The organism is Variovorax cryoconiti (assembly GCF_051216395.1).
In the GTDB taxonomy this organism is placed as follows: Bacteria; Pseudomonadota; Gammaproteobacteria; order Burkholderiales; family Burkholderiaceae_C; genus Variovorax.
In genome coordinates this window covers 141,315-162,231 of record NZ_JBPJZI010000011.1, presented here as the reverse complement: position 1 = coordinate 162,231, position 20,917 = coordinate 141,315, and the positions used below count along the sequence as shown (strand labels likewise).

General features: G+C 69.3%; 23 protein-coding genes. 12 read left to right on the top strand and 11 right to left on the bottom strand.

Features of this window, described 5'->3' with window-relative positions:
- The 7 genes from ACSFA2_RS22540 to ACSFA2_RS22510 form a co-directional block, all read right to left on the bottom strand.
- The coding region (locus tag ACSFA2_RS22540) for an MCP four helix bundle domain-containing protein (RefSeq protein ID WP_435457555.1) at positions 1 to 1,077 on the bottom strand (1,077 nt) is incomplete at its 3' end.
- 218 nt (positions 1,078 to 1,295) lie between these two features.
- Positions 1,296 to 2,033: an extensin-like domain-containing protein gene (locus ACSFA2_RS22535; RefSeq protein WP_435457554.1), complete on the bottom strand. Its 738-nt coding sequence runs from the start codon at positions 2,031 to 2,033 to the stop codon at positions 1,296 to 1,298.
- Positions 2,021 to 3,142, bottom strand: coding sequence for an OmpA family protein (locus ACSFA2_RS22530; RefSeq protein ID WP_435457553.1), 1,122 nt, complete (start codon positions 3,140 to 3,142; stop codon positions 2,021 to 2,023). Before ACSFA2_RS22530 ends, ACSFA2_RS22535 begins: the two co-directional genes overlap by 13 nt.
- A gap of 71 nt (positions 3,143 to 3,213) precedes the next feature.
- Complete coding sequence (locus ACSFA2_RS22525) at positions 3,214 to 4,830, bottom strand: serine/threonine protein kinase (protein WP_435457552.1); 1,617 nt, start codon at positions 4,828 to 4,830, stop codon at positions 3,214 to 3,216.
- A gap of 91 nt (positions 4,831 to 4,921) precedes the next feature.
- Positions 4,922 to 5,344: a hypothetical protein gene (locus tag ACSFA2_RS22520; RefSeq protein ID WP_435457551.1), complete on the bottom strand. Its 423-nt coding sequence runs from the start codon at positions 5,342 to 5,344 to the stop codon at positions 4,922 to 4,924.
- 117 nt (positions 5,345 to 5,461) lie between these two features.
- Positions 5,462 to 6,358: a transglutaminase family protein gene (locus tag ACSFA2_RS22515; RefSeq protein ID WP_435457550.1), complete on the bottom strand. Its 897-nt coding sequence runs from the start codon at positions 6,356 to 6,358 to the stop codon at positions 5,462 to 5,464.
- A 64-nt stretch (positions 6,359 to 6,422) separates the two neighbouring features.
- A complete protein-coding gene (locus ACSFA2_RS22510; RefSeq protein WP_435457549.1) occupies positions 6,423 to 6,656 on the bottom strand; it encodes a small membrane protein YohP in 234 nt (77 codons plus the stop codon).
- Positions 6,657 to 6,723: 67 nt separating this feature from the next.
- On the opposite strand from ACSFA2_RS22510, the gene ACSFA2_RS22505 reads away from it, so the two are divergent.
- The 5 genes from ACSFA2_RS22505 (at position 6,724) to ACSFA2_RS22485 (ending at position 10,335) form a co-directional block, all read left to right on the top strand.
- Positions 6,724 to 7,830, top strand: coding sequence for an SAM-dependent methyltransferase (locus tag ACSFA2_RS22505; protein ID WP_435457548.1), 1,107 nt, complete (start codon positions 6,724 to 6,726; stop codon positions 7,828 to 7,830).
- Positions 7,830 to 8,426 (top strand): DUF2878 domain-containing protein, encoded by a 597-nt coding sequence (locus ACSFA2_RS22500; protein WP_435457547.1) that lies wholly within the window; start codon positions 7,830 to 7,832, stop codon positions 8,424 to 8,426. Before ACSFA2_RS22505 ends, ACSFA2_RS22500 begins: the two co-directional genes overlap by 1 nt.
- On the top strand, positions 8,419 to 9,213 hold the full coding sequence (locus tag ACSFA2_RS22495) for a DUF1295 domain-containing protein (RefSeq protein ID WP_435457546.1): 795 nt from the start codon (positions 8,419 to 8,421) through the stop codon (positions 9,211 to 9,213). Before ACSFA2_RS22500 ends, ACSFA2_RS22495 begins: the two co-directional genes overlap by 8 nt.
- Positions 9,210 to 9,845, top strand: coding sequence for a DUF6134 family protein (locus tag ACSFA2_RS22490; RefSeq protein WP_435457545.1), 636 nt, complete (start codon positions 9,210 to 9,212; stop codon positions 9,843 to 9,845). Before ACSFA2_RS22495 ends, ACSFA2_RS22490 begins: the two co-directional genes overlap by 4 nt.
- Before the next feature lie 76 nt (positions 9,846 to 9,921).
- The gene (locus ACSFA2_RS22485; RefSeq protein ID WP_435457544.1) at positions 9,922 to 10,335 is read left to right on the top strand and encodes a DUF2177 family protein; all 414 of its coding nucleotides are present in this window, start codon (positions 9,922 to 9,924) and stop codon (positions 10,333 to 10,335) included.
- Between the two features lie 15 nt (positions 10,336 to 10,350).
- On the opposite strand, the gene ACSFA2_RS22480 is transcribed toward ACSFA2_RS22485, so the two are convergent.
- Positions 10,351 to 11,004 (bottom strand): ChrR family anti-sigma-E factor, encoded by a 654-nt coding sequence (locus tag ACSFA2_RS22480; RefSeq protein WP_435457543.1) that lies wholly within the window; start codon positions 11,002 to 11,004, stop codon positions 10,351 to 10,353.
- Positions 11,004 to 11,561 (bottom strand): sigma-70 family RNA polymerase sigma factor, encoded by a 558-nt coding sequence (locus tag ACSFA2_RS22475; RefSeq protein WP_435457542.1) that lies wholly within the window; start codon positions 11,559 to 11,561, stop codon positions 11,004 to 11,006. Before ACSFA2_RS22475 ends, ACSFA2_RS22480 begins: the two co-directional genes overlap by 1 nt.
- A gap of 237 nt (positions 11,562 to 11,798) precedes the next feature.
- On the opposite strand from ACSFA2_RS22475, the gene ACSFA2_RS22470 reads away from it, so the two are divergent.
- Genes ACSFA2_RS22470 through ACSFA2_RS22460 form a run of 3 tightly spaced genes read left to right on the top strand, consistent with a single transcriptional unit; the run spans position 11,799 to position 15,225 of the window.
- Positions 11,799 to 13,166 (top strand): NAD(P)/FAD-dependent oxidoreductase, encoded by a 1,368-nt coding sequence (locus tag ACSFA2_RS22470; RefSeq protein WP_435457560.1) that lies wholly within the window; start codon positions 11,799 to 11,801, stop codon positions 13,164 to 13,166.
- Positions 13,163 to 13,957, top strand: coding sequence for a DUF1365 domain-containing protein (locus tag ACSFA2_RS22465; protein ID WP_435457541.1), 795 nt, complete (start codon positions 13,163 to 13,165; stop codon positions 13,955 to 13,957). Before ACSFA2_RS22470 ends, ACSFA2_RS22465 begins: the two co-directional genes overlap by 4 nt.
- On the top strand, positions 13,954 to 15,225 hold the full coding sequence (locus ACSFA2_RS22460; protein WP_435457540.1) for a class I SAM-dependent methyltransferase: 1,272 nt from the start codon (positions 13,954 to 13,956) through the stop codon (positions 15,223 to 15,225). The genes ACSFA2_RS22465 and ACSFA2_RS22460 overlap by 4 nt, the downstream gene beginning before the upstream one ends.
- Here ACSFA2_RS22460 and ACSFA2_RS22455 read toward each other — a convergent pair whose 3' ends face one another.
- Both ACSFA2_RS22455 and ACSFA2_RS22450 read right to left on the bottom strand, forming a co-directional pair.
- Complete coding sequence (locus ACSFA2_RS22455; RefSeq protein ID WP_435457539.1) at positions 15,226 to 15,717, bottom strand: hypothetical protein; 492 nt, start codon at positions 15,715 to 15,717, stop codon at positions 15,226 to 15,228. It abuts the gene before it with no gap.
- A gap of 97 nt (positions 15,718 to 15,814) precedes the next feature.
- Positions 15,815 to 16,225, bottom strand: a complete 411-nt coding sequence (locus tag ACSFA2_RS22450; RefSeq protein WP_435457538.1) for a hypothetical protein — start codon at positions 16,223 to 16,225, stop codon at positions 15,815 to 15,817.
- Positions 16,226 to 16,475: 250 nt separating this feature from the next.
- Here ACSFA2_RS22450 and ACSFA2_RS22445 point away from each other — a divergent pair, with 250 nt between their 5' ends.
- The 4 genes from ACSFA2_RS22445 to ACSFA2_RS22430 all read left to right on the top strand — a co-directional run bounded on the left by ACSFA2_RS22445 (position 16,476) and on the right by ACSFA2_RS22430 (position 20,695).
- Positions 16,476 to 18,170, top strand: coding sequence for a methyl-accepting chemotaxis protein (locus ACSFA2_RS22445; RefSeq protein WP_435457537.1), 1,695 nt, complete (start codon positions 16,476 to 16,478; stop codon positions 18,168 to 18,170).
- 95 nt (positions 18,171 to 18,265) lie between these two features.
- Positions 18,266 to 18,736, top strand: a complete 471-nt coding sequence (locus ACSFA2_RS22440) for a metallophosphoesterase family protein (RefSeq protein WP_435457536.1) — start codon at positions 18,266 to 18,268, stop codon at positions 18,734 to 18,736.
- Positions 18,737 to 18,746: 10 nt separating this feature from the next.
- Positions 18,747 to 19,967: a helix-turn-helix domain-containing protein gene (locus tag ACSFA2_RS22435; RefSeq protein ID WP_435457535.1), complete on the top strand. Its 1,221-nt coding sequence runs from the start codon at positions 18,747 to 18,749 to the stop codon at positions 19,965 to 19,967.
- Positions 19,968 to 20,011: 44 nt separating this feature from the next.
- Complete coding sequence (locus ACSFA2_RS22430) at positions 20,012 to 20,695, top strand: Vgb family protein (RefSeq protein WP_435457534.1); 684 nt, start codon at positions 20,012 to 20,014, stop codon at positions 20,693 to 20,695.
- The last annotated feature ends 222 nt before the right edge of the window (positions 20,696 to 20,917 follow it).

Here is a 20,917-nt window from a genome sequence, read left to right as displayed (position 1 = left end):
CACGATCTTGCGGCTGGAGGTGTTGATCGCGCTCATGGTGTCGACCACCTGGCTGACCACGCTGCCGCCGCGCACGGCCACTTCCGAGGCGGAGACGGCCAGCTGGTTGGCCTGGCGCGCGTTGTCGGCGTTCTGCTTGACGGTCGAGGTGAGTTCTTCCATCGACGCAGCGGTCTCTTCCAGCGAGCTGGCCTGCTGCTCGGTGCGCGAGGACAGGTCCTGGTTGCCCGAAGCGATCTGGCTCGAGGCGGTGGCCATGGTGTCGGTGCCGTGGCGGACTTCGCCGACTACCTTGGCGAGGCTGTCGTTCATGGCCTTCAGCGCACTGAGCAACATCCCGGTCTCATCCGTCGTCTTCGGCTCGATGCGGCTGGTGAGGTCGCCCGCCGCGACGGTTTGGGCGATCTGGACGGCTTGGCGCAGCGGGGTGGCAACCAGACGGGCGATGAAGACTGCGAGCGCGAGCCCGATCGCGATGGCACCGACGATCGCGCCGATGACCCAGGCGCGGGACGACGCATAGAGCGTGCTTGCCTCGGCGCTGGCTTGCGTGCCGCCGTCGACATTGATCTTCACCAGCTTGTCCAGCGTGCCGGTGGTCGTCCGATAGACCTGCAGCGCCTGTCCGCGAATCAGTGTGCGTGCCTCGGCATCTTGCTGAGCGCTCGAGGCGGCGATGACCTTGTCGTGCAGCGGCTTGTACGCTGCCATCGCTGCCGTGAGCTGCTGGCCGAGCTCCTTCTCTTCACCTTCGGCCGGCAGTTTCTGGTAGGTGACCAGGTTCTTTTGCAACTGCTCCCACAGGATGCCCATGGCCTTCTCGTAGTTGCCGCGGTCTTCCGAGGTCTCCGACATGATGTGCTGCAGCTCGTTCGTGCGGTAGCGCGCCAGATCTGTCTTGAGTTCCAGCAGCATGCGGGCGCTGGGCATCCAGTTCTCGGCCAGGTCGGTCGACTTCTGGTTGACCTTGCTGAGTTGGATGACCGAGAACACACCCAGGCCGACGGTCAGGGCGAGGACGAAGATGAAGGACAGAAGCAGCTTGCTGGCGAGCTTCAGGTTGTAGAACGCGTTCATGATGGCTTTGGTGGAGTGGTTGTGCCGGCGGTGTGCGGTGCGGGTGGGAAGAGGCGAAGAGGGCGCTTCTTCCTATCGGCAGGCCGCCAGGAATGCTGAGGGACAGCCCTGCATTCGCCGTCACGATTGCGGCCTTATGTCACGTCGCCACAGCACGTCGTCGCCTCGTCCTGCAGACAAGGTGAACCGCGCACTGCAGCCGGGGCTTGCGTGTGCGCTCAGCGGCACATCGAATAGCCGCCGGTTTCCAGATGGAAGTGGTCGCGGTGCGCGGCGTTGTAGTCCGGCCCCAGCACGCCGTCGAAGTAGCGGCATGCCGCGGCGTAGGCGTCGCGCAGCAGCAGGTGACCGGCCCGATCACTGTCGTTCGCGGGTAGGCTCCACCGGTTCTGCACGGTGACGCGCTGGCCGTCCGCCAGCACGAACGCCGTCACGTCCAGCGCATCGGCCGTCGCATGGCGGCTGCGCGATGCGCCCGGCACTGCCCCTTCACCGCGGTTGATGTTGCGGCAGGCGTAGCTGCCTGCGTGCTCGATGGCGACCAGGCGCTGACCGACGCGCTCAGCGGCCGCGGGTTGCAGGCCATGCCGCTCCCACTGATGGAAAGACAGCGCCATCGGACAACTGAGCGTGAGCGAGCCGCCGAAGCGCACCGCGGCGGACTGCAGGCGCACGGCATTGCTGAAGCCGCAGCCTTCACCGGTGCTGCGATCCGGCACCGGCTCGTACTGCATGTCGGTGCGCGCGAGTGCGGCGAGGCAGCGCGCCGGGTCGGCCTTGGCGCGCGCCAGCTTGAAGTGGGCCCAGCGGTCGGGTGGGGCCTGCGCGTCGAGCGGCGCCCAGGGGTTGTGGCGGTCGGGGATGTACAACGCGCCGGTGTAGACGGCGTACGCCGTCCCGACCGCCGCGGCGACCAGCAGCGCTGCGATCCAACGGCCAGGGCCTAGACCGGGCAATCGATGATCGCGAATTCGACGCGGCGGTCGAGCGCGTCGACCACGTCGTCGGATCCGGTGCCCACGATGTTCTGCTTGGCGCCCATGCCCTGGGTGCGCAGGCGGTTCAGCACTTCGGGCATCTCGACGCCGAGCCGGCGCTTGATCGAGGCCGCGCGGCGCAGCGACAGCGCGTCGTTGACCGCTTCGGTGCCGGTCGCGCTGCTGTGGCCGATGACGTCCATGCAGACTTTCGCCGCGCTCGTCTGCTTGGCGATCTGCCGCAGCCACATGCCATAGGCACTGGTCACCTTCGGGTCGGCCCAGAAGTCGACGCTGCCTGGGTTGAAGAGGAACTTGACGCCCAGGCTGTTCGCCGCGATGGCATAGGACACCAGCCGGCCGAAGGCCTCTTCCGCCTCGGCCATCTGTCCGAGCTTGACGTGCGACAGATACAGGCCGTTGAGCGCGCGGATCTGGTCGCCCGCGGGCATCGAGAGCGCACTGCGGTATTCGCCCAGCGCCTCGCGGTAGCGCGCCGCGTTGTAGAGCATGGTCGCATCGTTGATGACGGTGGCTGCGGCGATGCGCTGCAGGTAGTTCGCGTCGGCCTTCTGGCCGGGCGACGTGATGGCGGTGCGCACGTAGCCGTCGATCACCTTGTCCTTCACCACCACCGGGCTGTCGCGGTAGTAGGCCAGGGGGCGCATGTCGACGCCGTCGGGTCGGGCCATCGCGGACGACTGGGCCGCCACGGTGCCGGCCTTCAGGTCGACCAGCGCGAGGTTCACGCCGTAGCCGCCTTGCGTGCGTTGCAGCGTGCCGGTCAGCAGGTGGCTCGCCTTGGCGAGGCTGGTCGCCTCGAAGGGCAGCACCTCGAACGCACCGCCTTGCGCGGCCTGCTCAGCGACGGCCTTGTCCACCAAGATCGTTGCGTTGGTCTGCTGGCCGGTGCCGGCATCGAGCGTCGGGTCGAGCACCGCCACCCGGCGCTCTCTTCCGGCGTTCTGTGGCAACTGTTGAAGCAAGCCCGCGGTCGCGACCCGGATCGCATCGGCCAGCGGACGCTTCTCGTTGTCGATGGCGGCCGTGGGGGGCTTGGCCGGTGCGGCGCAACCCACGACGAGCATGCCGCCGGCAAGGCCAAGGCAGAGGGCGATGAATGCGGAGCGGGGCGCGCAAGGACGGTTCGGGGGGCGTGTTATCGGCATCTGCTTTTGAGGAAAGCCATCTCGTCTGGAGCGAGCGCCTCCAACGATGCCTTCAGGACCAGCTCGCCGCACTTAGGCGGCCGCGCAGCCTGTGTGTAGGAGGATGTAACCTCCTGTTCGCTGCGTGTCGTTCGGGGCTGCACGGACTTGGCTGCACTCGGGTGGGGGAGCGCGCGTTCCGTGGATGGGCCGAGAGGGGCCGATTTGGCGACGGCAGCCGGCCGTGAAGGGGCGGTGTCGACCGCGACCGGCGGAGCGATCACCGGTGCCGATGGGGCCAGCATGGGCGGGTTTTGTGTGGGCGCCGGCGCCGCACTGTCTGCTGCAGGGGCCGCCCTTGCCGTCGGGGCGGCATCGGGCTGCGCCGCCGTCGGCTTCACCGATGCAGCAGGCCAGGCCCACCACATCGCCGCCGCTGCGCTGGCCAGGGCGATCACCCCCAGCATCGGTGCCAGCGCGCGCCGCCGAGGCGGCAAGGCCATCGGCGCACGCAGGGTGGTCGCATAGAAATGGTGGTCGTCGTGCGCCGTCGGCGCGCCGACGGCGGTGGGCGCCGCCTCGTCCCGCGCGATGCGCTGGGTGCGTGCGAAACCGTCGCCGTCATCATCACCTTCGTCATCGCTCGGCTGCCCGACGGCCAGCAGCGCACGAAAGGCGGTGACGTCCTGCGGCCGGTCCTCGGGGCGCACCGCGAGCGCGGTGTCGATCGCCCGCAGGAAGCCTTCGCTGTAGCGGCCCGCATGCGTCTGCGCCAGTGGCCGCTGGGCATCGTCGACGACGCGAGCGACCGACGCCACCGGCGGCCGGCCGGTGATCGCATAGCGGACCACGCCGGCCAGCGCGTAGAGATCGGTCCACGGCCCCTGCAGCATCGTGCCGCCGTACTGCTCGATCGGTGCGAAACCGGGCTTGAGCATGGCGGTCAGCGCCTGGGTCCGGTCGCTGATCACGCGGCGCGCGGCGCCGAAGTCCAGCAGCAACGGTCCGCCGGCCGTCAGCAGGACGTTGTCGGGGGAAATGTCGCGGTGGTAGCACTGCTCGCCGTGAAGCACCGTCAGCGCTTCGAGCAGCGGTGCGATCCAGGCGCGCAGTTCCTGTTCGGAGGCCGGGCGCTTCAGCGCGGCCAGCGCCGCCTTGAGCGTGGGGCCTTCGTAGTACGGCATGGCCATGTAGGCGGTGCGGTTCGCTTCCCAGAAGCTGAACACCTTCACCAGCGCCGGGTGGTCGAAGCGGGCCAGCAACCGGGCCTCGTTCACGAAGCTTTTCAGGCCGGCGTCGAACACCGGCCGGTCGTTCTCGGTGCGCAGGCTGACGTCGAGCGTTTCCCCCTCGCGCGAGGCCAGCGCATAGGGCATGTATTCCTTGATGGCCACATGCCGTTCGAGCGCCGCGTCCCAGGCCAGGTAGACGATGCCGAAGCCGCCTTCACCGATCGATCGTTCGATACGGAAGCTGCCGAGCGTGGCGCCGTCGGGCAGCGCGTGCACCGACGCGCCCGGGCGGGCCGCCGGTGCTGGCGCGGCCGGCAGCGGCACGGCGCCGGCGGGCGGGGCGATTCGTACCGTGCGCTCGTCGTTCGGCAGCCCGTCCGTCGCGAGTGCGGTCACGCATCGCATGCAGAAGCTGGCGCTGGCGCGGTTGCCCGTGCCGCAGTTCGGACAGACGAGACCCGTCACGCGGCGTCGCGAAACGGTTGCATCAGTAGTCCTTCTGGTCCGTCAGGATCGATGCAGCGCGGTAGGCCGACCGACCTGCGGTCTTGGTATAGGCCACCAGCGTCTTCCATTGGCGCTCGCGCTCCTGCGGCGTCGGGTTCTGCGCCTGGTGGATGAGCGCCTGGCTCACCTCCAGCAGGGCGATCGCGGCCGTCACGCAGAACTGCAGGGCCGAATGCTCCGGCTCTGCACCGTAGCGGGCCTGCTCGGCCTCCACCGCCAGGCGCTGGTCGAGTTCGTTCATCGACGCGAGCAGCGTGGGGCCGTAGAAGGGCACGTTGTCGCGCTGCTTCAGGGTGCCGAGCACCTGATCCAACGCGTGAAGCGCCGTCGCGATGTGTTGCGGATCGGTGTGCTTGCCGGGTGCCGCGGTTGCAACTTGAGCGGGGTCGAAAGTGGGGGTCATTGTTAACTGAATGTAACCAAGTCGCCGACTGTAGCGAGCCCATCCGCGGGCTGGGATTCGCCAAGTTAACAGTTGTGATTTACTGCCGCTTTAGGACAGCACCTACACGGCTGTTTTTCAACCCGGGCGCCGCTTCACCTGGACCGTGGCGTCCAGGCCCTCGTAGGCATCGCGCTCGCCGTACCAGCTGCCGGACACCGGGGCGGCGAAGGCCGGGTCGCGGGCCACCGCCACGCGGATGAGCTGGCTGCCGCCCAGCAGGTTGTTGGTCGGGTCGTAAGCCACCCAGCCCGCACCGGGCAGGTAGGCCTGCAGCCAGGCATGGGTTGCGCCCGCTCCGGTGGTCGCCTCGCCGTTCCCCACCGCGTTGTCGTCGAGCGCCGCGTCGTACAGGTAGCCCGAGACGAAACGCGTGGCCACACCCAGGCGCCGGGCGGCTTCCATCATCAGCAAGGCGTAGTCGCGGCAACTGCCGCTGGACAGGGCCAGCGTCTGCAGCGGGGTCTGCGTGCCTTCCTCATCGCGCGTCTCGTAGCGGAAGTTCTGGTTGATGTGCTGGTTCATCCGGCTGAGCAGGTCGCGCGTGCCGGTCGGGCCGTCGTGCCGGAAGAACTGGTGCGCCCAGGCGATCAGCTTCCCGTCCGGGTCGTCATGGTGGGGCCGCAGGTAGTGCTCGAGGTCGAGCCGGTCCTGCACCGAGTAGGCGAAGGGCAGGTATTCGGCCGAGGGGGCGAGCAGCGACAGGTCCTGCGTCACGTCGGCCCGCTCGATGGTGAACGAGCACACCAGGCGCAGCTCGGTGGCCGGCCGGATCGGTTGCACCAGCGCCACCGAGTTGGAGTGCGGGTCCTGGATCATCCGGACGATCGCCTCCGGGCTCACCTGCAGGTCGGTGGCCAGCACCCGAAGGTCATGGCTGTCACGCGGGCGGAACATCACGCGATGCTCGCCGAAGGTCACGGGCGTGCGGTAGCGGTAGACCGTGGTGTGGACGATGTCGTAGCGGATGGGCATGTCGCCATTCTGCGCGCGCCAGGTGTCCGCCGATGGGCGGGAGCGGGTGCGAAAGCGGATGTATTCAGAAGATCAGCTTGCCGAGCCCCAACACGACGGCCAGGCCGATGAGGAAGATGATGAAGATGATCCACAGCACGATTTTCATGAAAGGGGTTCCAGTCGGGGAGGTGAGTTCGAACAGCGCACAGCGTGCCGCGGACAAGGGCCGCAGGCGCTCGGTGGGCGCGCAGTCGTGGTGTAGGAGCGAACCACGGCAGCTGGCGAGGCGACGCGGGGCGGACAGCGGCTGATCCAAGGCGTCGCTCGCTGCGTAAGGTTGGCAGGCCTTTCCGCATCCGGGGGCCGTGCCCGAGGAAACGCCCATGCCGCATGCCACCGAAATCGCGATCCGATCCGTCGAGCGGGGGCTGGTGCCCGACCGCCTCATCCGCGTCGGCATTCGCCGCCTGTTGAAGGCGCGCCTGGGCGAGATGCATGCGGACGAGACGGATGCGGCGGCCGAATTGACGTCCGCCTTTCTGCAGGAGATGCGCGGGGCCACGCTGGCGCCGCTGCCCGAGAAAGCCAACGAGCAGCATTACGAAGTGCCCGCCGCCTTCTTCGGCGAGGTGCTGGGCGCGCACCGCAAATACAGCAGCTGCTGGTGGCCCGAGGGCGTCCAGACGCTGTCGGCCGCCGAGGCGGCTGCGCTCGACGCCACCTGCCAACGTGCCGGCCTGGCCGACGGGCAGGACGTGCTCGAGCTCGGCTGCGGCTGGGGGTCGCTCACGCTGTGGATGGCGGCGCGCTACCCCGGCAGCCGCATCACCGCGTTGTCGAACTCGCACTCGCAGCGCGCCCACATCGAGGCCGAGGCCGAGCGCCTGGGGTTGACCAACGTGCGGGTCGTCACCTGCGACATCAACGTGTTCGACACGGCCGCGCGCTTCGACCGCGTGGTGTCGGTCGAGATGTTCGAGCACCTGCGCAACTGGCCGCAGGCCTTCGCCAACGTGGCCCGCTGGCTGCGCGACGAGGGCCGGTTCTTCATGCACGTCTTCGCCTACCGCGGGGCGCCGTACCCGTTCGTCGAACGCGATGCGAGCGACTGGATGAGCCGCCATTTCTTCTCGGGCGGCATGATGCCCAGCGATGACCTCGCCTTGCACTGCCAGGACGACCTGCGGGTGCTGCAGCAGTGGCGCTGGAATGGCACGCACTACCAGCGCACCGCGGAGGCGTGGCTGCGCAACATGGACGACCGTGCCGCGACGCTGATGCCGCTGTTCCGCCAGACCTACGGCGCTGACGCCTCGGTGTGGTGGGTCCGGTGGCGACTGTTCTTCCTGTCGGTGTCGGAACTCTTCGGCTACGACGGCGGGCAGCGCTGGTGGGTCAGCCACTACCTGTTCGAGAAGCGGGTGCGTGTCGAGACCGTGCGGCCCGCGCCGGTGCGATCGGCGCCCAGCGTCGCTTCGCTGGTGGCGTGATGCACGTTTCCGTCGACACCGCCTTGCCAAGCGCCATGTCGCCGACGCTGTGGCCCACGCGTGCGATGCAGTGGACCAACGCGGTCGTCTTCCAATGCGCCTGGTTCGCCGCGGTTCTGGGTGCCGCGCACGAGCGGCCGCTGCTCGGCACCGCCTGCGTGGCGGCCGCCGTCGCCTGGCACCTGGCGGTGTCGGCCCGGCCCGCGCGAGAGGCGCTGCTGGTGGCGCTGGCGTGCCTGATCGGCGTCGTCGTCGAGTCCGCGATCGTTCGGCAGGGCCACGTGGCCTATCCGTCCGGCCAGCCGTGGCCGACGCTGGCGCCCTACTGGATCGTGGCGCTCTGGGGGCTGCTCGCCATCGCGCTCAATGTGACGATGCGCTGGCTGCGCGGCCGCACGGTGCTGGCGGCGGTGATGGGTGCGGCGCTGGGGCCGCTGTCCTTCAGCTCGGGCGCGCGGCTGGGTGGGGCGCAGTTGTTGCATCCGACCGAGGCGCTGGGGACGCTGGCGCTGGTGTGGGCGGTGCTGATGCCGGTGATGGTGACGCTCGCGACGCGTTTCGATGGCGTGGCGGTGCCGGAGCCGGCCCGTGTCTGAGCTGCGCTGGTCCGTCGCCTTCGCTGGCCTGGGGTTCACCGTGGGCGTGCTGCTGCTCACCTGGGCGGCGAGCCTGGTGCGACGCGACGCCAGCCTGGTCGACCGGGTCTGGTCGCTGGCCATCGTCGGGGCCGGCTGGGTGTTCTTCCTGCAGACGCCCGAAGCCGGACCACGCCCGCTGTGGATGCTGGCGCTGGGCAGCCTCTGGGCGTTGCGGCTGAGCCTGTTCATCACGTGGCGCAACTGGGGCCATGGCGAAGACCGCCGCTATCGGCAGATCCGCCAACGCAACCAGCCGAACTTCGGGGTGAAGAGCCTGTACCTGGTGTTCCTGCTGCAGGCGGTGCTGGCCTGGGTCGTGGCCACGCCTTTCCTGGCCGCGCTCGGCGATATGCGGCCGTGGGGTGTGCTCGACATCGCCGGGCTGGCGCTCGCCGCGTTCGGCATCGTCTTCGAGGCGATCGGCGACGCGCAGATGGCCCGCTTCAAGGCCGACCCGCGCCATCGGGGCCAGGTGATGGATCGTGGCCTCTGGCGCTTCACCCGCCACCCCAACTACTTCGGCGAAGCCTGCGTGTGGTGGGGGCTGTGGCTGGTCGCCCTGGGCGGCGCGGGCTGGGGCGCGGCATGGAGCGTGGTGTCGCCGCTGCTGATGACGGTCCTGTTGCTCAAGGTGTCGGGCGTGAGCCTGCTGGAAAAGGACATCACCGAGCGCCGCCCGGCCTACCGCGACTACATCGCGCGCACCAACGCCTTCGTGCCGGGGCCGCCGAAGGACCCGGCGTGAGTGCGCGATGGCGCTTGGGCATCGCGGCCTGGCTGAGCGCCGTGCCGCTGGTGGCCGGCGCCGCCGACACCACCTACGACTTTCAGGTGCTGCTCGACGACAAGCCGATCGGCGAGCACCGCTTCACCGTCGGCGGGCCGCCCGAGGCGCGCACGGTGCTGAGCGATGCGCGCTTTGCGGTGAAGCTCATGGGCCTGACCGTCTACCGCTACACGCACCGGGCAGCGGAGCAGTGGCGCGGTAACTGCCTGCGTTCGCTCGTGGCGAGCACCGACGACGACGGCACTCCGAGCCGCGTCACGGCGGAGGCCGCGGGCGATGTGTTGAAGGTGGTGACGGGGGAGGATACGCAGCCGATCGAGGGCTGCGCCATGAGCTTCGCCTACTGGAACCCCGCCATCCGTCAGCAGTCGCGGCTGCTCAATGCGCAGACCGGTCGCCACGAAGCAGTGCAGGTCAGCCGCGTCGCCAGCGGCACGGTCGAGGCGCGCGGGCAGACGGTGCCGGCGGTGCGCTGGCGCATCGACGGGCCGGCGCAGCCGGTGGATGTCTGGTACACGGCGCAAGGCGAGTGGGTCGGGCTGGACTCGACCGTCGGCGGTGGGCGCAAGCTGAGCTATCGCCTGAGGTGATCCGGGCGCGGCCCCCGATGCGTACGGAGTCGAGGCACGATCCGTGCCGCGCCATCGATTCCAGGAGCAGCTCCCCATGTCCATCCGGCACTACGCCATTGCCTACATCTCGACGGCCGTCGTCTTCCTGGCGCTCGACGCCATCTGGCTCGGCACGATGGCCGACCGGCTCTACCGGCCCGCGATGGGTTCGATCATGCTGGAGCGTTTTGCGCTGGCGCCCGCCGTGGCCTTCTATCTGATCTACATCGCGGGTGTGGTGGTCTTCGCCGTCACGCCGGCGTTGCAGAGCGGCCGCTGGATGACCGCGCTGGGCTACGGCGCGATGCTGGGGCTGATGGCGTATGCGACCTACGACCTGACCAACCAGGCGACGCTCAAGAACTGGTCGTGGACGGTCACGATCGCCGACCTGTGCTGGGGCACCTTCGTGACGGCGGTGTCGGCCGCCGCGGCAGCGCGCATCACGATGGCGATCACCGGCCGCTGAGCGGCCGGGGCGCTGTCACATACCCACCAGCGCACCCAGCGTGCGCGCGATCGCGCCCTTGAACAGCACGCGGCCGTCGACCGAGGCCAGGCAGATGCATTCGCCGCCGGCCTCGACCACCGGCTGGTGCTCGAAGCTGCCGTCGGCCTCGTCGAAGTCGCCGGGGCCAAAGCGGGCTCGGCCGTCATGGAAGGCGCCGTACAGCACCTGGGTCAGTTCGCAGTCGCTGTGGGTGTGCGCCGGCAGGTTCTTGCCGGCACCGATGCGCAGCAGGAAGACATTGGCGGCCGAATCGTCGGGCAGCGTCACGCGGCTCCAGCGCATGCCGGGGCCGAGCCAGCGCCAGCGGGTGGCGCTGCACCCGGCCAGCGACTGCGGCCAGCGCATGCCGGCCGGCAGTTCGGGGTGCGGTGCCGGCTGGCGGGCGTTGGCGCGTTCCACGGGTGCGTCGATGGCAGCCATCGTGCGTGCCAGCGCTTCGGGCGCCAGCAGGGTGGGCGGGAGCGCGTCCAGCATCGCGCCGCCCACGGCTTCGAGCATCTCGACACGCTGTCGGCACTGCGCGCAGTGTTCCAGGTGGCTGGCCACGACCACCGAGTGGCCGCGCGCGAGGCTGCCGGTCGCCAGGGCGAGGAGCAGGTCGTCGTCGGGATGGTGCTGGATCGTCATCATTCGAGTCCGTCGAGAAGTCGGCGCAGGTGCATCACGGCGAGCCGCACGCGCGACTTGACCGTGCCCAGCGGGATGCCCAGTTCGCGGGCGATCTGTGCGTGAGGCTGTTCCTCGTAGAAAGACAGGCGCAGCACGCGCAATTGCTCGGCCGGCAGCCGCTCCATCGCCTGGCGCAGGCCAGCCTCGCGCTGGTGCGTGAGCAGCAGTTCGTCAGGCTGGGGCTGGGTGTCGGCCATCTCGTCGGCATCGTGCTCGTCGGCCTCGACGGTGCGATTGCCCATGCGGCGGAAGTGGTCCACGCGCAGGTTGCGCGCGATGGTGAAGATCCAGGTCGACACGCTGGCGCGCTCGGCGTCGAAGGTGCCGGCCTTGCGCCACACGCTCACCATCGCTTCCTGCGTCAGCTCCTCGGCCAGCCCGTCGGCCGTGCCGAGGCGGACCAGGTAGGTCTTCACGCGGGGCGCGAAATGTTTGAACAGGGCCGCGAAGGCCTGGCGGTCGGCGGATTGCGCCACGGCCTGGGCCAGCCGGTTGAGTTCTTCGCTTGTGGGCATCGTGTCGCGGCTTGGGTGCAGGGTCACGATCGACAGCCAGGGCGACCGCGATGGATTCCGCGAAGAGGCTGGCGCCGTGGGTTGTCGGGCGGTGTTCATGCTCGGCATACGCACCATCGGCGCGATTAGATCACGGCGATACTGAAACGAATCCAAACCGGCCGTGGCTGCGTAGAAGAGCCGACGCATGAACTTCCGGAGCTGCCCTTGACCTTCGCCACTGCCCACGACGACGGCTTGCCGCCCACCCTCGGCTCGGACGGCGCGGTGCTCGATGTCGCCGTCATCGGCAGCGGTATTTCGGGGCTGTCGGCCGCCTGGCTGCTGTCGCAGCGCCACCGCGTGACGCTGTTCGAGGCCGACAGCCGGCCCGGCGGCCACAGCAACACGGTGGAGGTGCCGGGCCCGGATGGCCGCATCGCGGTCGACACCGGCTTCATCGTCTACAACGAGGCCGCATACCCGAACCTCAGCGCGCTCTTCGCGCACCTGGGGGTGGCGACGCAGGCCTCCGAAATGTCCTTCGCCGTGAGCCTCGACCAGGGCGCGCTCGAGTATTCGGGCACCGACCTGCGCGGCCTGTTCGCGCAGCGCAGCAACCTGGTGAGCGGGCGCTTCTGGTCGATGCTGCGCGACCTGGTGCGCTTCTACCGCCAGGCGCCGGGCGATGCCGAGCGCTTCGGGCTCGTTCCGCTCGACAGCTACCTCGACGCACGCGGCTACGGCCAGGCTTTCCGCGACGACCATCTCTACCCGATGGCGGCGGCCATCTGGTCGACCCCGGCCGCGCGCGTGGGCGACTACCCGACCGAAGCCTTCGTGCGCTTCTGCGAGAACCACCACCTGCTGCAGCTGACCAATCGCCCGCGCTGGCGCACCGTGACCGGCGGCAGCGCACGCTATGTCGAGCGACTGATCGAAGGCCTGGGTGATCGCCTGCGGCTCGACAGCGCAGCGGTCGAGGTGCGGCGTGACGAGGATGGCGCCTACGTGCGGGCCGAAGGTGCCCGCAGCGCCGAGCGCTTCGACCAGGTCGTGATCGCCACGCATGCCGACCAGGCGTTGCGCCTGCTGCCCGACGCCAGCGACGACGAGCAGCGCGTGCTGGGTGCCTTCGGCTACAGCCGCAACCGCGCTGTGCTGCACAGCGACCCGGCGCTGATGCCGCAGCGCCGCGCCGTGTGGTCGAGCTGGAACTACGCCGCCGACCGCCGCCGCCAGCAGCCGCCGTGCGTCACCTACTGGATGAACCGGCTGCAGGACATCCCGCAGGAAACGCCGCTGTTCCTCACGCTCAACCCGACCCGCGAGCCGCGGCCGGAGCACCTGATCCGCAGCGAGATCTACGAGCACCCGCTGTTCAACATGGCGGCGATCCGCGCGCAGGATGCGCTGTGGTCGCTGCAGGGCCGCCGCCGCACCTGGTTCTGCGGTGCGTACTTCGGCTCGGGCTTCCACGAAGACGGATTGCAGGCCGGGCTGGCCGTGGCCGAAGCGCTGGGCGGCGTGCGCCGGCCCTGGTCGGTGGCCAACGAATCCGGCCGCATCCGCCTTCCCACGACATCGGCGACATCGGCGATGTCGACGAGTGGGGCGCTGGCTTGACGGCGGACGGCGCGCTCTACGTCGGCCGGGTGATGCACCAGCGGCTGAAGCCGGCGCGGCATCGGCTGCAGTACCGCGTGTTCTCGCTGCTGGTCGACATCGACGCGCTGCCCGCGCTGGCACAGCGGCTGCGGCTGTTCTCGCTGAACCGATTCAACCTGTTCAGCCTGCACGAGCGCGACTACGGCGCCGGGGAGGGCGACGGCCTGCGCACGCATGTCGAGCGCCAGCTGCACGCGGCCGGCCTGGCGGGCGGCGGCGCGATCCGGTTGCTCACCATGCCGCGCATCCTCGGCTATGCCTTCAACCCGCTGAGCGTGTACTACTGCGAGCGGCCCGAGGGCGGGCTGCAGGCCATCCTCTACGAGGTGAACAACACCTTCGGCCAGCGCCACAGCTACCTGATCCCGGTCGACGACGCGCAACGCCAGGCGACGCACATCGACCAGCACTGCGCCAAGCGCTTCCACGTGTCGCCCTTCATGGACCTGGACATGCGCTATGCCTTCCGCATCGAGCCGCCGGCGCCTGACCGACCCGGGCTGGCCGTGGGCATCACCGTGGCCGATGTCGACGGGCCGGTGCTCGTCGCGCGCATCGACGCACGCCGCCAGCCTTTGACCGATGGCGCGCTCGCGCTGGCCTTCGTCACGCACCCGCTGCTCACCCTGAAGGTAGTAGTGGCCATTCATTGGGAAGCCCTGCGGCTTTGGCTGAAGGGCGCCCCCCTGCGCCGCTGCCCGCCGGCACCCGCACAGCCCGTCACCATCGTGGCAAGCCCCGAACCATGAGCACTTCCACCTCCGCACCGAACGGCCTGGAGGCCGATGTCCTGCACCTGGCCGATGGCACCACGATGGCCTCGTGGACGCGGCGCCCGCTGCGCCGCCTGCTGGTGCGGTTGCTGCGCGGTGTGCGCTGCGGTTCGTTGCTGGTCGAGTTGCCCAATGGTGAGCGCGTGCTCGGCCGCGGCGCGCAGCCCGGCCCGCATGCCGCCGTCACGCTGCACCGCTGGCGGCCGCTCGCGCGCATGGTGCTGCGCGGCGACATCGGCCTGGCCGAAAGCTACCGCGACGGCGACTGGTCGAGCCCCGACCTGAGCGCGCTGCTCGAATTCGGCATCCGCAACGAGGCCGGCTGCGGTCGCGCCTACGAGCCCTCGCTGCCGGCGCGCTGGCTCGGCCGCCTGGCGCATGGCCTGCGCTCGAATACGCGGCGCGGCAGCCGCCAGAACATCGCCTTCCACTACGACCTGGGCAACGCCTTCTATGCGCAGTGGCTCGATCCGCAGCTGATCTATTCGAGCGCGCTCTACGCCCCGGGCGACGAGACGCTCGAACAGGCGCAGGCGACCAAGCTGGCGCGCATCGTCGAGCTGCTCGAACTCGCGCCCGGTTCGACCGTGCTGGAGATCGGTTGTGGTTGGGGTGCACTCGCGCTGGCGCTTGGCGGGGAGGGCGGTGCGCAGGTCACCGGCCTCACACTGTCGACCGAGCAACTCGCGCATGCGCGTGAGCAGGTCACGGCAAAAGGGCTGGACGCGCGCATCGACCTGCGCCTGCAGGACTACCGCGACGTCGACGGCCGCTACGACCGCATCGTGTCCATCGAGATGCTCGAGGCGGTCGGCGAGCGCTACTGGCCGGTGTACTTCGACACGCTGCGCGACCGGCTCGCCGACGACGGCGTGGCGGTGGTGCAGGTCATCACCATCGACGAGGCGCAGTTCGCCTCGTACCGCGAGACGCCCGACTTCATCCAGCGCTTCATCTTTCCCGGCGGCATGCTGCCGCCTCTGGAGGCATTGCGCACACAGGCCGCGCGTGCCGGGCTGACGCTCGAGGTGGCCGAATCCTTCGGCATGAGCTATGCGGCCACGCTGGCCGAATGGCGGCAGCGCTTCCTGGCGGCCTGGCCCACCATCGAACCGCTGGGCTTCGATGCGGCGTTCAAGCGTCTGTGGGAGTACTACCTGAGTTACTGCGAGGCCGGCTTCCGCGCAGGGCGGGTCGACGTGCGGCTGCTGCAGTTGCGCCACGCCGAAGCTGCGGCACGCTGACTACGTCTCCGATGCGGAGCCAGGGCCGTTCGCAGATCTCGGATGCGGAAGATGAACTTGAATGACGCGGGCCGCCCGCTTGAGCAACACGAAATTCTCGTCGGCCAGCGGAGCGGCATCCAGGTCGAAATGGCAGATCGTTCCTGTCACTTCACCGTCGTCCCCGACCAGCGGTACGGCGTGGTACGAGTTGACCAGCCCTTTGTACGGATGCCCGTCGAGCCGCCGGTCCATTGACGAATCGGATGTCTGAAACTCGCCGTGGGCGAAGGTGAATTGGCAGAAGCTCATGCCATACGGCACGGCACGCAGGTGCTCGGGGTACGGCAGGTCCAACTTGTCGACGAACGCGACGTTCTCCAGCCGCCGATCCGGTGTCAAGCGATACACCGCGCTGTAGCGTTGAGCGACTTGCTCGTTGAGCACCTTGAGCGCGGCGACCAAGTCGCCCGCCTCGAGCGCCGCCATCATCGCGTCGAATGTCCGATCCATTTCCGCACCTCGAAAGACGTTGGGTAGAGCCGATTCTCTACCTTGAACACCTGTCGTTCGAATCCTGCGGAGAGCAGACAGCGCTGCCGCGTCCCGATCAACGGCGGTAGTAATCGCGCCGGTTGTCGTAGCCGTCGTAGCGATCGGGGATGCCGTCGTGGTCGCGGTCGCGGCGATAGCCGGGCGGCGGGTAGCGGCGGTCGTCGTAGTAGCGCGGACGCGGCACGGCGTAGTAGGGCGCGTAGCCCGGCGCGGGCACGTATTCCACGGGCGGCGCCTGCAGATACACGGGCGGGCGATAGACCGGTGGTGGCGGCGCGTAGTACACGGGCGGCGGTGGCGGCGCGTAGATGGGCGCCGGGGCATAGCCATAGCCGGGCGACACCACCACGCCGGGGACGCCGATGCTGACCCCGATGTCGGTGCGCGCCTGTGCGCCGGCACCGGCCAGCAGCGCCATGAAGAAGAAAGTCGTCGTGCCGAGGCGGCGCAGGGTGGGGTATGTCATGGACCGGGGTGAAGTGGTGTGCATTTCAACGCCTGAGCCCCTGCCGAAGTCGACAGGCACTGCGAAACAAACTGTGCCGGCATCCGGCGCCCGCCGTGACCGAGGTTTCCGAAGGTGTCGAAGGGCCATTGCAGCCGATATGCGGGATAACCCTTAATTTTCAGGGCGAGCTGCCGATAGACGAAGACGTTCTTCCGTTCTCCCGTTCCAGCGCCGCCGGACGTCGGCACCCCTCTTCGTCGAAAGCACCATGAAAGCGTTCTACAACCTGAAGTTGGCCAACAAGCTGCTTCTGTCCTTCGTCATCGTCCTGACCCTCATGGCCGGCCTGGGCGCGTTCTCCGTCGTTCAACTGGGCAAGGTCAACCAGAAGGCCACCGACCTGGCCGACAACTGGATGCCCAGCGCACGCGTCCTGCTCGAGATCAAGATCATCCTGGCGCGCTACCGGTCGACCGAACTCAATCACCTGTTGTCCGAGAGCAGCGAAGATCGCGTCTTCTACGAGAAATCGATGACCGGCATCTGGGCCGAGTTGCAAAAGAGCCTGGCGACCTATCAGAAGATCTCCTCGACGGCCGAACAGAAGGAGATCACGGCGCAGATGCTGGCCGCGATGCCGCCTTACCTGGCTGTTCACGACAAGCTGCTCGCCCTGTCCACGGCCGGGCGCGATGAAGAAGCGCGCGCCTTCGTCCGCGCCGATGTGTTCAACGCCTACCGAAAAATCGTCGAGCAGTTGGACAAGCTGATCCAGATCAACGTCGCCGGCGGCGACAAGGCCAGCGACGACGCCACGGCGCTCTATGTCTCGTCCCGCGCGTGGGTCATCGGCGTGATCTTCGGCGGCATCGCCATCGGCCTGGCCCTCGCCTTCTGGGTGGCTCGCATCGTGGCCAGGCCATTGCGCGAAGCCGTGCAGATCGCGCAGACCGTCGCGGCGGGCGACCTCACCAGCCGCATCGAGCCGAAGACGACGGATGAGACCGGGATGTTGCTCAGTGCGCTGAAGGCCATGAACGACAGCCTCGCCAAGGTGGTCGGCGAAGTGCGCCAGGGCACCGACACCATCGCCACGGCCTCGAGCCAGATCGCTTCGGGCAACCAGGACCTGTCCTCGCGCACCGAAGAGCAGGCCAGCTCGCTGGAACAGACGGCCGCCTCGATGGAGGAACTCACCTCGACCGTCAAGCAGAACGCGGACAACGCGCGCCAAGCCAACCAGCTGGCGGCATCTGCGTCGGAAGTGGCCGTGCGCGGCGGCACCGTCGTCAGCCAGGTGGTGAACACCATGGGCTCGATCAACGCATCGTCCAAGAAGATCGTGGACATCATCGCGGTCATCGACGGCATTGCCTTCCAGACCAACATCCTGGCGCTGAACGCTGCCGTGGAAGCAGCCCGCGCCGGCGAGCAGGGCCGCGGCTTCGCGGTGGTGGCCTCGGAAGTGCGCAGCCTGGCGCAGCGCTCGGCCGCAGCGGCCAAGGAAATCAAGGGCCTGATCGACGACTCGGTGAGCAAGGTCGAGGCGGGCAGCCACCAGGTGGCCGAAGCGGGCCAGACGATGGAAGAGATCGTGGCCAGCGTGCGCCGGGTGACCGACATCATGGGCGAGATCAGTGCGGCGAGCCACGAGCAGACCCAAGGCATCGAGCAGATCAACCAGGCCATCACGCAGATGGACCAGGTCACGCAGCAGAACGCGGCGCTGGTGGAAGAGGCCGCCGCCGCCGCCGGCTCGCTGCAGGAGCAGGCCGGCAGCCTGTCGCAGGTGGTGAGCCGGTTCACGCTGGACAGCGACGCGCGCGGTGGGGCGACACGCCGGCCGGCCGTCGCTTCAAGGGCGGCCCCGGCACGCCCGTCTTCCGCACCGACCCGCAGGCGCGAGCCGAGCGCTGCCCGCGACGTGGCCGTGTCGAGCGCCGACGACTGGGCGTCGTTCTGATCTGCCAACGCGCGCACTGACGCGCAGCGGGCATCGATCGCGCAGCGGAACACCGGGGAAGGCCGGCTCTCGCTGTCCGGCGGCAGAATCGGCCCATGCTGCGCATCGGCCTCATCTCGGACACCCACGGCCTGCTGCGCCCCGAGGCGCTCGCCTTTCTGGCGGGATGCGACCACGTCGTCCACGCCGGCGATATCGGCGGGCCGGACATCCTCGAACGCCTGGCCGCCATCGCCCCGCTGTCGGTGGTGCGCGGCAACAACGACCACGCGCCCTGGGCCGCGGCCATTCCCGCCGCGCTGACGCTCGCGCTGGGCGGCGTCCGGCTGCATGCGGTGCATGACATCGCCGAGCTGGACATCGTGCCTGCCGAGGCCGGCGTCCAGGTGGTGGTCAGCGGCCATTCGCACAAGCCGTCGTTGACCGAGCGCACGGGTGTGCTGTACGTCAACCCGGGCAGTGCCGGGCCGCGCCGCTTCACGTTGCCGATTTCGGTGGGGGAGCTTCGCATCGCCGGAGGCCGGGTAACGCCGCGGCTGGTCACGCTCGTGCCGAATTCGCGTTGAGCCCCCCGCCATGGATGCGCTGATCGCCGCCGCCGCGCGCGCCCTTGCCATGGGCGATGCGCTCGGTGCGCTCCAGCGCGTGGCGCTGCGCGACGACCCGCCGGCACTGGCGCTGCGCGGCATCGCGATGGCGCAGCTCGGCGAGCATGCGCGGGCTCGTGTGCTGCTGCGGCGTGCGGCCCATGCCTTCGGCACGCACGAGCCGCTGGCGCAGGCGCGCTGCGTCGTCGCGGAGGCAGAGGTGGCGCTGGCCATGCGCGACCTCGCCGAATCGCCGCGCCATCTCGCCGCCGCCGTTGCCACGCTCGAGGCCCGCGGCGACGCCGCGAACGCCGTGCACGCACGGCTGATCGCTGCGCGCCGGTTGCTGCTCATCGGCCGGCTCGGCGACGCCCGTGCTGCGCTGGCGCAGGTCGATGCGCGTGGGCTGACGCCGGCGCTGGCGGCGGTGGCCGAGCTCGTCGCGGCCGAACTCGACCTGCGCGCGCTGCGCGTGGACACGGCGCGTGCAGCGCTGGCCCGTGCGCAGGCCGCGGCGGCGCGCTCGGGCGTGCCGGCGCTCGTGGCCGAGGCGGCGGATGCGCAGGCCGTGCTCGAGCGCCCGGCCGCGCGGCTTCAAGGCGTGGCGGGCGAGCAGGTGCTGCGCCTGGACGAGGTCGCGGCCTGGCTCGGCCGCGGGGCGTTGGTCGTCGATGCGTGCCGCCACGGGCTGCGCAGGGGCGACGAGGAACTGGCACTGGCGCGTCGGCCGGTGCTGTTCGTCCTGGTCCGCGCGCTGGCCGAGGCGTGGCCGGGCGATGTCGATCGCGAGTCCCTGATCGCCCACGCCTTTCGCACCCGACACCCCGACGAGACGCACCGGGCACGCCTGCGCGTCGAGATCGGCCGCCTGCGCGCGCTGGCCAAGCCCTTCGCCGACATCGACGCCACGGCGCGCGGCTTCGTGCTGCGGCCGAACGACGGGCGCGATGTCGCGGTGCTGGCGCCGCCGATCGACGGCGACTCGGCGGCGCTGTTGGCGCTGCTGTCCGACGGCGCGGCGTGGTCGAGCTCGGCCTTGGCCCTGGCGTTGGGCGCGAGCCAGCGAACGGTGCAGCGCGCCCTGGCCACGCTGGAAGCCGAGGCCCGCGTGCGCGCCATCGGCCGGGCCCGATCGCGCCGCTGGCTGGCGCCATCGCTCGCCGGATTCGCGACGATCTTGTTACTCCCCGCTGCGCTGCCGCCTGCCTAAAGTGCATCCACGGCACCGATGTGTGCGTGCCGAAGGAGCCGATGATGACCCCCGAGACCTTCGACAGACCGACCGAACCCGCCGTGCGCATCGCCGAGATCGTGCGCGAATTCGGTCCCTTTCCCGACGCCGCGGCCGTGCACGGCGTGACGCACGACGGCCACCTGGTCTGGGCCGCCACCGGCGCCCGGCTCGTGGCCTTCGACGGCGGCAGCGGCGAGACGATGCGCACCCTCGAGCGCCCCTGCGACGCCGGCACCGCGTTCGACGGCACCCACCTCTGGCAGATCGCCGAATCGCGCATCGACAAGATCGACCCGGCCAGCGGCGACGTGCTGGCGAGCATCCCGGCACCGGGCCACGGTGCGGATTCGGGCCTCACCTGGGCCGAAGGCAGCCTCTGGGTGGGGCAGTACCGCGACCGGAAGATCCACCGGATCGACCCTGCGACCGGGGCGCTGCTGCGCACCATCGAATCCAACCGATTCGTCACGGGCGTGACCTGGGTCGACGGTGAGTTGTGGCACGGCACCTGGGAGGGCGACGAGAGCGAGCTGCGCCGCATCGACGTGGCCAGTGGCACGGTGCTCGAACGGCTCGCGATGCCCGCAGGCACCGGCATCAGCGGGCTCGAATCCGACGGCGCCGATCTCTTCTATTGCGGCGGGGGCGGCAGCGGCAAGGTCCGCGCGGTGCGACGGCCCGGCGTGTCCGCAAAAGCCAATTGAATTCGAATGGCAATTTGACGGATATCGGCTCGCAGAGCCGATTTCTACAGTGGTGTTTTCCGAAATTTTTGCGCTGTTTCTGTCGACTATCATTCCCGGAAACCTGGAATATTCATCGATTTCCTTGGTGCGGCGAAGTAGGCTGATTTACTTAATCCATGGGATTTAAATGCCGCCTCGCACCGGGGAGGCGTTTGAAAAAAAGGCGCTCTGTGCGTCGAG